The 4,978-nt window shown below is 71.5% G+C and carries 3 protein-coding genes; 1 reads left to right on the forward strand and 2 read right to left on the reverse strand.

Going from position 1 to position 4,978, the window contains the following annotated elements; translation table 11 throughout:
- Positions 1-353: 353 nt before the first annotated feature.
- Positions 354-827: a MarR family transcriptional regulator gene (locus tag K6I34_RS31475; protein WP_229331292.1), complete on the reverse strand. Its 474-nt coding sequence runs from the start codon at positions 825-827 to the stop codon at positions 354-356.
- A gap of 221 nt (positions 828-1,048) precedes the next feature.
- On the opposite strand from K6I34_RS31475, the gene K6I34_RS31480 reads away from it, so the two are divergent.
- Complete coding sequence (locus K6I34_RS31480) at positions 1,049-1,873, forward strand: lysozyme (RefSeq protein WP_229331294.1); 825 nt, start codon at positions 1,049-1,051, stop codon at positions 1,871-1,873.
- 81 nt (positions 1,874-1,954) lie between these two features.
- Here K6I34_RS31480 and K6I34_RS31485 read toward each other — a convergent pair whose 3' ends face one another.
- A complete protein-coding gene (locus K6I34_RS31485; RefSeq protein WP_229331295.1) occupies positions 1,955-4,855 on the reverse strand; it encodes a M4 family metallopeptidase in 2,901 nt (966 codons plus the stop codon).
- Positions 4,856-4,978: the final 123 nt, after the last annotated feature.

Consider the following 4,978-nt stretch of genomic DNA (forward strand, 5'->3'; position numbering starts at 1 on the left):
GACAGCAGAACCCCGCCCTCCGGCCCCGCCCCCTCCACCGGTTGTCGGCTGCCGGTAGGGGGTGCCTGTGTCCGCTGTCGGCTCTCCGCAGGGGTGGCTATCCCCGCCACGGCGCCGGGCGGTTTGGCGCGCCCCATCAGGGGCGCGGGGAACTGCGCGAGCAACCAGCGACGGCCCGCAGTCGCCGGACGGGCATGGGCGACCGAGCTCGTGGGCGGCTTTTAGGGGCGCGGGGAACTGCGCGACCAGCCCCCACCGGACCCGCACCCGCGCACACAGCGCAAGCCGCACCCCGATAGGCGCGGGGGCCTGGGGGCGAAGCCCCCAGAGAGAGGGAGAGCCGGAAGACGGCCTCAGCTTTCCGCGCTCACGTTGAGTTGGCGCAGCAAGCGCGCCAGCTCCGCGATCTCCGCCGGATCCCAGTCGGCAAGCTTCCGCACGTGATGCGCGCGGCGCGCGTCGCGGACGCGGGTGAAGCGGGCGCGGCCCTCGTCCGTGATGCGGACGAGGGAGGCCCGGCCGTCGGCCGGGTCGGGTTCGCGGGTGACGAGTCCGAGGTCGCCGAGTGCCCGCAGCTGGCGGCTCATCGTGGCCTTGCCGACCCCGAAGTACGTCGCGAGGTCCGTGGCCCGCTGTTCGCCCGCCTCCTCCAGCCGGACGAGGAGGCCGTACGCGGCGGGCTCCAGTTCGGGGTGGACGGCGCGGGCCATCTCGCCGGACGAGGCGCGGGCGCGGCGCAGGAAGACGGCGAGCTCTCGTTCGAGCGCCAGGTACGCCTGGTGGGGGCCGCAGCTGTCCTCGGCGGACGGCGGGGTCGTCTGGTGCACGTCAGGGGCCCTCTCCGGTGGTCCGAATGCTCTTCATCCGCCTCTCAGCCGTCGATGCTGAAACTTTCCGGCGGCCGCGGTCCGTAGCCGCAGCTCCGCCAGTATTTCGCAGGAGTGGACCGGTGACAGCACCGCGTCCCGCGTTCCCGACGCGTCCGGCCGGGCAAATCTGGGTATGACATGGTCACACCAAAGTCGGCATGTCCTCCCGGAGTCCCCCCATGCCCGCACGCAGAACCGTCAGATCTCTCGGGGCGACCGCGCTCGCCCTGCTGGCCCTGGTCCTCGCCCTGCCGGGTGCCGCGCACGCCGCGACGCCCGGCGGCAAGCGGCCCGTACACCCCGAACGCGACTGGCTCGGCTCCACCGTCCGCGGCCACGAGCACCCCACCGGCCCGCTGCCCCCGCCCTCGGTCGACGCCTCGGTGGAGGGAGTGGACGTCAGCAGTCACAACGGCAACGTCCCGTGGTCCACCCTCTGGAACAACGGCAACCGGTTCGCCTACGTCAAGGCCACCGAGGGCACGAGCTACACCAACCCCTACTTCGCCCAGCAGTACAACGGCTCGTACGACGTCGGCATGATCCGCGGCGCGTACCACTTCGCCCTGCCGGACCATTCGAGCGGCGCCGACCAGGCCGCGTACTTCGTGGCCCACGGCGGCGGCTGGTCCGCCGACGGGCGGACCCTGCCAGGGGTGCTCGACATCGAGTACAACCCCTACGGCCAGGTCTGCTACGGCATGAGCGCGAGCGCGCTGACCGACTGGATCGCCGACTTCCTCGGTGCTTATCAGGCGGCCACCGGGCGGGACGCGGTGATCTATACCGCGACCGGCTGGTGGAAGCAGTGCACGGGCAACTACGGCGGCTTCGGCGGCACCAACCCGCTGTGGGCGCCGCGCTACGGCTCCTCCGTCGGTGAACTCCCGGCGGGCTGGGGCTTCCACACGTTCTGGCAGTACACCGACACCGGCCCGACGGTCGGTGACCACAACCGTTTCAACGGCGCCTACACCCGCCTCCAGGCGCTCGCGAACGGCTGACGGCCGCCCCACCGGCCGTCAGGACACACCGGGCCCCCGGCACATCGGCGCCGGGGGCCCGGTCATGGTTCGTGCCGGACGTCAGCCGCAGTTGCCCGCCGGGCGGGTGCGGGTGACCAGGTCGGTGAAGCCGGTGGTGCCGTCGAGCCACACCACCTGCTTGCCGCCGACCGACGCGGCCGCCGCCTGCTCACCGCGGTTGCAGGAGACCCGCGCCCGGGGGGAGTCGGCCGGGCCGTCCGCCGCGAACTGGAAGAGCTTGGACAGCGCCTCGTTGCCGGTGGTGGTCTCCGGCGGCAGGGAGGTGACCGTCACGGAGCTCTCGGAGACCGTCAGGTCCAGGGGGAAGAACCCGTCCTTGTCCGTGCTGAGGTCGGTCACGCCCGTCCCGTCGAGGTCGGCGCGCCGCACCACGGAACGGCCCTTGCCCTGCGCGTCGAACTCGTAGGCCAGCCAGAAGATGTGCTTGCCGTTGATTCCGGTCTGGCCGATCGCCGACGGCTTGTCCACCTGGCGCATCTGCGTCCGCTTGCCGGTCTTCAGGTCCAGCGCCTCGGTGACGGAGCTGTAGTCGTCGCCCTGCGAGGTGATCCGCGCGTACGCGATCCGGCCGCCGCCGAGCGACGGCAGGGCCGTCTCGGTGTCAGTGCGCCGCTCGTCCACCCAGGTCGGGGACTTGTCACCGGCCCGCAGGTAGCCGACGTGCCGGTTGCCGAGGTCGGACTGCTCCTCGACGGCCACGACGTCGCCCTCGACGCGCACCGCGTTGATCCGGGTGCCGCTGTACAGCTTCTTGATGGGCCCGCCCGCGAGCGGCCGGGACAGCACGTCCATGCCCTTCGGGCCGACCGCGACCCATGCGACGGTCCTGCCGTCCGTGGCCGGGTAGGCGTGGTAGCGGCCGTCGTTGGGGCTGATCGGCTTCGGGGAGCCCGAGCCGTCGGCGCGGCCCGCCCAGACCGAGTACGCCTCGGAGCCGTCGTCGTTGGACCGGGACGCGGCCCACCAGCCGCCGCCCCCGCCCACACCGGTGCCCCCGGTGTTCACCTTGCCGGACAGCAGATCGGTGTCGACGCCGATGGCCTGTTCCCAGTTGGGCACGATGCCATGGGCGTTGAAGGAGCGCGTGACGGTGTTCAGGTCCTTCGCGGAGACCTGGAGGTCCTTCGCGGCGGCGATGACCGCGTTGCGGCCCTCGGTGAAGCCGTCGAGCGGGGTCAGGTACTCGGTGAGCGCCTTGTAGGCGATCCTGTCGGCGAGCGTGCGGCCCAGGTCCTGGCGGATGTTCCACAGCGCGCCGGAGAAGATGGTGGAGTTCAGGTGCACTCCGCCGTTGTCCGTGCCGAAGCCGACGCCCAGGAAGCTCTTGGACGTCGTCCGGCCGTCGTTGAGGTCGCGGAACGCGCACTGGCGAGGCGACTTCGTCCGGCACAGGCGCTCGCCGAGCAGGCCCGCGTCGGGGTCGTCCATGGCCATGCCCAGGGCGTCGGTCTCGATGGCGTTGCCGAAGTAGTCGGCGATCGCCTCGTTCAGGGCACCCGACTGGCCCGCGTAGACGAGGTTGGCGGAGTTCTCGACCACGCCGTGCGTCATCTCGTGACCGACCACGTCGAGCGAGGCGGACAGGGTCCGGTACTCCTCGTCGCCCCCGCCGTACACCATCTTGGTGCCGTCCCAGAAGGCGTTGACGTACGCGGAGCCGGCGTCGGTCACCCCGACCAGGGAGTTGATGGCCATGCCCCGGCCGTCGAGGCTGTTCCGGCCGTGGACCTTCTTGTAGTAGTCGTAGACCTTGCCCGCCGCCCAGTGGGCGTCGACCGCGCCCGCCTCGGTGGCCTCCTTGCCGAAGTTCGGGCCCGGCGAGCCGAATTCCCTGATGCCGTCGGGCCAGACACCGGACACCTGGCTGACGTCCTTGCCGCGCGCGTCCCAGGTGGAGATGACGTTCTTGCTGGAGTCCCACATCCGCCCGTAGTCGGTCATGACGTACTCGTTGCGGGCGGTGTCGTGGTAGAGCCCGAGCTCGACGGTCGTGCCGTCGTACTTCACGCCGGAGCCGGCGATGCCCGGGGGCACGCCGTCGGCCTTGGACTCTTTGGCGGAGTCCTTGGCGGAGCCCTTGGCGGTGGCCGTGGCCCCGCCGCCGTCCCGCTCGGCGCCGAAGGTCTTGATACCGCTGTACTGGAGCACCGGGAAACCGGCCTTGGCGTCGACATAGACCTCGCGCAGCACCGGTTTGCCGGTGACCGGGTCCGTGCCGCGCACGGTGACGTGGTGCGTGAGGACGCCGGGGCCCTTGGGCACGACGACCAGGCCGCGCGCGGTGCCGGTCAGCGCCCGCTCCGCCTTGACGCCCTTCCCCCGGGACGCGTCGCCCTTGCCGAGCCGCTTGCCGCGGAGGTCCTGCAGCGTCGCCTCGACGGCCCGCCGGACGGCGAGCTCCTCGCTCACGTCGGCCTTCGTCCCGGCCTTGAGGCCCGTGAAGTACCGGCCCGACGTGCCGGTGACGACGCGCTTGCCGTCCTTCTTCTCCATGCGGACGACGTACTGCCCGCCGAGGACGTCCACGCCCTGGTGCTTCTGCTGGAGGCGCACGGTCTCCTGCGCCCCGGATGTCGCGGTCTGTATGGCCTTCAGGTCTCGCGCCGGGGCGTCGATGTGGTAGCGGCCCTGCTTGGCGGCGAGGTGGCTCGTGGCGGCGTCGGCGGCGCTCCCGGTGGCCTGCACGCCTTCCCGGATGCCGTCCACCAGGGAAGGAGTGGAGGTGCCCTTCCCCGGAATCACTTCCGCCGGATCCTTCCCGGCCGTGGCGGCGACCGCCTGCCCGGGGACGGCGGACACGACGAGGGCGGCAGCACCTATGAGCGCTGCCGCCCCTGCTATGCCGCTCCGCGCGGCCGATCTCGCCGAACGTGCTCTGGATTTACGCAAGGTGGTTCCCCCTCCGTACGTACATGCCGGAACAGCTTGTGGTCGCGGCATATGCAACCGGTGGGGTGCGGGGCAATCAATGGGGCGTGGCTTGTGGTGGGCGGCTTCTGGCCACGGCGCTCCGCTGGGTTTGCCGGTTTCGTCTGCGGGTGGGTGGGGCTTCTCGCGCCGTTC

Origin of the sequence: Streptomyces sp. UNOC14_S4 (assembly GCF_020740835.1) — a bacterium.
GTDB lineage: Bacteria > Actinomycetota > Actinomycetes > Streptomycetales > Streptomycetaceae > Streptomyces.

Bases quoted from the DNA above. Each gene is read 5' to 3' on its own strand.
- K6I34_RS31480 (WP_229331294.1), top strand. From the start codon at position 1,049: ATGCCCGCACGCAGAACCGTCAGATCTCTCGGGGCGACCGCGCTCGCC.
- K6I34_RS31485 (WP_229331295.1), bottom strand. From the start codon at position 4,855: ATGCCGCGACCACAAGCTGTTCCGGCATGTACGTACGGAGGGGGAACC.